5 protein-coding genes are annotated in these 5034 nt (G+C 46.4%); all 5 read left to right on the forward strand.

The annotated features are described in order from the left end of the window. Nucleotides 1-952, forward strand: a 952-nt coding sequence (locus VK541_RS01675) for a RagB/SusD family nutrient uptake outer membrane protein (protein WP_324366276.1), incomplete at its 5' end; no start/stop codon positions are given. A gap of 8 nt (nt 953-960) precedes the next feature. Further along, entirely contained in the window at nt 961-1731 is a 771-nt protein-coding gene (locus VK541_RS01680) for a DUF4843 domain-containing protein (protein ID WP_324366278.1), read from the forward strand. 34 nt (nt 1732-1765) lie between these two features. Beyond that, the gene (locus tag VK541_RS01685) at nt 1766-3253 is read left to right on the forward strand and encodes a PKD-like family lipoprotein (protein ID WP_324366281.1); all 1488 of its coding nucleotides are present in this window, start codon (nt 1766-1768) and stop codon (nt 3251-3253) included. A gap of 32 nt (nt 3254-3285) precedes the next feature. After that, complete coding sequence (locus VK541_RS01690; RefSeq protein WP_324366283.1) at nt 3286-4176, forward strand: TlpA disulfide reductase family protein; 891 nt, start codon at nt 3286-3288, stop codon at nt 4174-4176. 52 nt (nt 4177-4228) lie between these two features. Then, nucleotides 4229-5034 (forward strand): DUF5117 domain-containing protein (locus tag VK541_RS01695; RefSeq protein WP_324366285.1); only part of this gene is annotated, 806 nt, incomplete at its 3' end.

Below are 5034 nucleotides of genomic sequence, written 5' to 3' on the forward strand. Positions count from 1 at the left end.
TTATCAGGATTTTGCCCGTGCTGTACTGGCAGATCTGGATCAGGCAGAAGCCCTGCTGAAAGATACAGATCCGATCAGGAAATATTCCATTGCGCAGCTGAACCCGGGACGCAACGACAAGCCTGTGCTGAGTGACAATTATTTGGAATACCGCCAGGTGCGGATGAACTATTATGCTGTCCTGGCACTGAAGGCCCGGATTTACCTTTGGCTGTCGGCAGGTGATGTCTCGAATAAAGCAAATGCGGTTAAATATGCGCAAATGGTGGTTGATGCGGTAGATCCGACAGGTGCTCCTATGTTCAGACTGGGTGAAGAACGCGACCGCGCAGCAGAAGATTATACCATGTCCTGTGAGCACATCGCGGCTTTAAGCGTTTATGATCTTGAAGCGAGGGCCAATTCAACATTTGGAGAGAACGGTGGTCTTCAGCGCTATGATTTTAACATTACTGACGGATTTTATTACCTGAACAATCTTTTTCCGGTAGCGGAAAGAACCTCGGACATCCGCTGGAAACAAATGTGGAGCTATAAGACAGGCCAGGGAAAAGCAAATTATGTGATGTATAAAAAATATATCCAGAAACAGTTATTGCCTGAGTTTCAGATACTCCAGGTCCCCTTATTGCGCCTGAGTGAAATGTACCTGATCCTTACGGAATGTGCAGAAACAAAAGGAGGTGCTGAAGCGGTCTATACTACTTTTTGCAGCAAAAAAGGCATTCCGTTTACTTCATTTAACACAGCAGATTGGCAGGCTGACAGAAGGAACAAGATGATCAGGGAATATGTCAGGGAGTTTTATGCGGAGGGGCAGAGCTTTTTCACTTATAAGCGCTTTAACGTGACCACCTTGCCTGCAAGCTGGACCTATACCTTTTTTAACGCTAAGCCGGAAAAATACATCGTTCCCAAGCCATTGCGTGAAATCAATTACAACAATAACTAATTACGATTATGAACAGATTAATATATTTTGCTTTGATTTTTCTGGCAGCTGTGGCTACCGGTTGTTCAAAGGCGGATGAATTGTTATATAATGATATTTCCCGTGTGCAGCTGAACGATACAGCTACAGTGAACAGCACTTTTGTCTATGAGGCTGCAACAGTAACAAGGGATACGGTTTATATCCAGGTGAATACCATTGGGGATATGGCAAGTTATGACCGGGAGGTAGCACTGATACAGGTACCCGAGGGCGGAACAGTCAATGCAGCGGTTCCTGGGGTACATTATGTAGCCATGGATGACCCCTCCCTAAAAACACTAATGGTGGTGAAGGCCAATACGGTAAAGGCGATGATCCCTGTGGTATTACTGCGCGATGCCAGTTTGAAAGACAAGAGTTACCGTTTGAAACTGCAGCTGTCCGGCAATGATCAGTTTGGCCTTGGGGAGATCCAAAGAAGAAGTTGTGTCATTGTCTTCTCTGATCGCCTGGAACGCTTCTATTCATGGAGGGTGGACAGCGGCTTAGCGCCTGCATTCTACACTTTTGGCAAATACAGCACACGCAAGCACCAGTTTATGGTTGATGTCCTGAAAGAGCAGATCGATGAGGCCTGGTACCAGACCGCCCTAAGCCTCGGGGCGACTCAAAATTATGGCAACTTGCTGAAAACGGCTTTAGATGCATTTAACAAGAACCCGGATAATATTGCAAGCGGTGCTGCGCCGCTGCGTGAAACAAATGATCCGGTTAGTCCTTTGATCTCTTTCCCTTAAAAACACATCAGAAATTTAATAACAAAACATGGTTATGAATAAGATATATATATTAATAATAGGTTTGTTCACCCTGCTCTCGGTATCCTGTGTCAAAGAGGGCGGTAATGAATTTGTACCTGATCTGCCTGCCCCTTCATTAAAGGGATTTGAGAAGGCCTATTCCGCATTTACCCATAAGGATATACTGAGCATTAGCCCGGCAGTAGAAAATGAAGGACAATATGATTTTTCCTGGACGGTTGTATCCACTAATTTTGTCGTGAATTCCGGAGTTGTGCCTGCCGGCGATACCATTGCACGGACCAAAAACCTGAGCTATGAAGTGCTGCTCAACCCGGGACAATATATCCTGACCCTCCGTATCAAAGATAAACAGACAGGCGTTACGCAGATCAGTACCAGCGCACTTTCTGTGTCGACGCTTACGATGGGTGGATGGTACCTTCTTAAAGACGATGGCGGCAAAACAGATTTTGATTTTGTTTATCCAAACGGAAGGATTGACAACTGGCTCGCCAATTTTAACGGTGGAAGAAACCTTCCCGGAAAAGCCATAAAGTCGATCTTTGCCGGTTCGTTTAAAATTGGCCTGAAGTCTACCGAGCTTTATAGTGTGTTTGTAGTGATTTCAGATCAGGACGCGGCGATCTGCAGGATAGACAACGGGAAGATCGTGATGGGATTTGACGATATGTTCTTTACAAAGCCAGCGGTCAAAAAACCCCAGAATGTACTTCAGCCACAGGCTGATAACCTTATACACCTCATTAATGACAGCAAGGTATACACCTTGTCGAAAGGCTCCTATTTCAGTGCGCCCCCGCTTTCCAGTTACAAAATGTCTCCTGTAGCAGCGGTAGCTTCTATGGATATGGTTTTTGACGACAATTCCAAATCAATGGTGTGGGTTGACGGCTCAAATTATGTCGCACTGCCTGGTACTGCCGGTGCGCTGAAAAACATAAATGCAGATGTTGTTTGGATGGGTGCTTATCCGGGTCAGCGAAATGCTGCCCTTATATTGTTCCGTAAAAGCGCGGGGGAGGGACTCTTATTTAAATTGAATACGCAATTTGGATCAATGACAGGCTCGACCTTTCCGGGTACGCCTCCGTTGATACAAGACTCAAAGACTGTATCGGCAGCGCACGGCCTGATGTCTGCAGATGCGATCGGCGGCAACTACGATTCGGATTATATTTATTATGCGAAGGGCAACAAAATTTACATGACTGATTTTGCCTCTCTTCCTGAGAATCTTCAGGTCACGCTCCCTGAAGGTGAGCAGGTGACGGCCATACAGCACATTAAATATCCGCAGCCAGCTTATGCCGGTATTGTCGCCACTACAGATTACCTGGCTATTGCCTCGTATGCTGCGGGAAAATACAAGGTCTGGCTCCACACGATCAGTTCTACCGGAACCATACAGACCCTCGCCCAGCCGACTTTTGAAGGTCAGGGACGTGTGACCTGTGTCAATTATGTGGAACAGGGCAAGGGAAACCGGACTTATTAATTCTTTTTACCGATAGTCATCAATTTGAATCAATGAAATTAATACTAAACATTACCCTGTTGGCATGCATGCTGACAGGGACTGTTTTTGCGCAGCAGGACCCGGACAGGGAATCACCCGCCATCCAAAAACAAAAGGCAGAACTGGACCAGGCCCTTGCTGTTGTGCAGCAGAAACTGGCTTTATGCGAAAAGACCTACAGGGATGCCCAGACTAAAAAGATAAAATATGATACCATTGGCCTGGGTGCATGGCGTGCGGAAATGGCTGTGCTTAAGGCAGAGAAGAATAAAGAACAGGCTGTTTTTATCCGCAGGCACCCGGATTATTTCATCAGCCTGCTTGCACTGGGAGAGGTGATCGGACCTTTGCCAACTGATGTGCCTGCATTGAAAAAATTGTTTAATAAACTGGATAAGGGTTTACAGCTGACTGCAACCGGGATTAAAACCAAAGCTGCACTGGATAAGTTTGATGCGGTAAGCATTGGCAGAATGGCCCCGGGTTTTTCCGCTCCTGATACTTCAGGAAAGCTGGTTAATCTGTCTGACTATCGCGGTAAATATGTTTTGCTGGACTTTTGGGCCAGCTGGTGCGGACCCTGCAGGGAAGAAAATCCGGTGGTGGTAAAGGCATGGAAGGAGTTCAATGGAAAGAACTTTGACATACTTTCTGTCTCCCTGGACCAGCCCGGTAAAAAAGAGGCCTGGTTAAAAGCCATCCATGACGACCAGCTGACCTGGCAGCATGTTTCTGACCTGAAATACTGGAGCAATGAGGTAGCCCAGCTGTATGCGGTGAGTTCCATTCCACAAAATTTTCTGATTGATCCGCAGGGAAAAATCGTGGCTGCTAACCTGAGAGGGGAGGCGCTTTATACAAAACTAACTGAACTTTTCGGCGGCCGGGCTTCCGGAAAGTAATATTCATTTCTTAAACCGGGGAGACGATAAACTGCCCCATTAAAACACACAAATGTTTAAACCTATTTTACTCACACTGGCTTTGGGTGGCCTGGTGCTGACTGCAAATGCCCAGAAAAAAAATGTTAAATCTACGCCGGTACTGGCTGTTCCCGTTAAAAAGACGGACAGTATACCGGGTGCGCCTAAACCTTACAAAGAGGTCATCACGGCTAAAGCAAAAACCTCTGCAGGTATGATCAATATCCACCAGATCGGGCTGAAATATTATTTTGAGATCCCTGATACTTTGCTGGGCAGGGAAATGCTGGTGGTCAACAGGATCGCTAAAGCGGCATTCAGTACACGTCCCCAAATGCTGGGTTATGCAGGCGATGAAATCGCGGAAAATGTGGTCAGCTTTGAGAAAGGCCCTAATGACCGTATTTTGCTGCGTCAGAACTCTTATAATGAACGCTCGGGCGACACTACCGCCAATGGTTTGTATAAATCTGTGCGCAATTCAAACATCCAGCCGATCGTGGCTTCTTTTCCGATAAAGGCTTATGGGGCAGATTCAACACGGGTGAAAAGTTCTGTGATAGATATTACGGATTACCTGAATACAGAAAATGAGATCTTTTTCTTTAGCGCAAGTGTGAAAACCACGCTTGGTGTAGGCGGTATACAGAACGATAAGTCCTATATCAGCTCACTAAGCGCTTATTCAAAGAATGTAGAGATCCGTACGGTACGTACTTACTCGAAAGGCCCGGTGGCCGGCCAGCCGGCCATCTCTACCATCCCGATAACGTATGAGCTCAACAGTTCGATGGTGCTATTGCCAAAGGTGCCGATGAAGGCCCGTTATGCGGATGC

Origin of the sequence: Pedobacter sp., from assembly GCF_035317785.1 — a bacterium.
GTDB lineage: Bacteria > Bacteroidota > Bacteroidia > Sphingobacteriales > Sphingobacteriaceae > Pedobacter.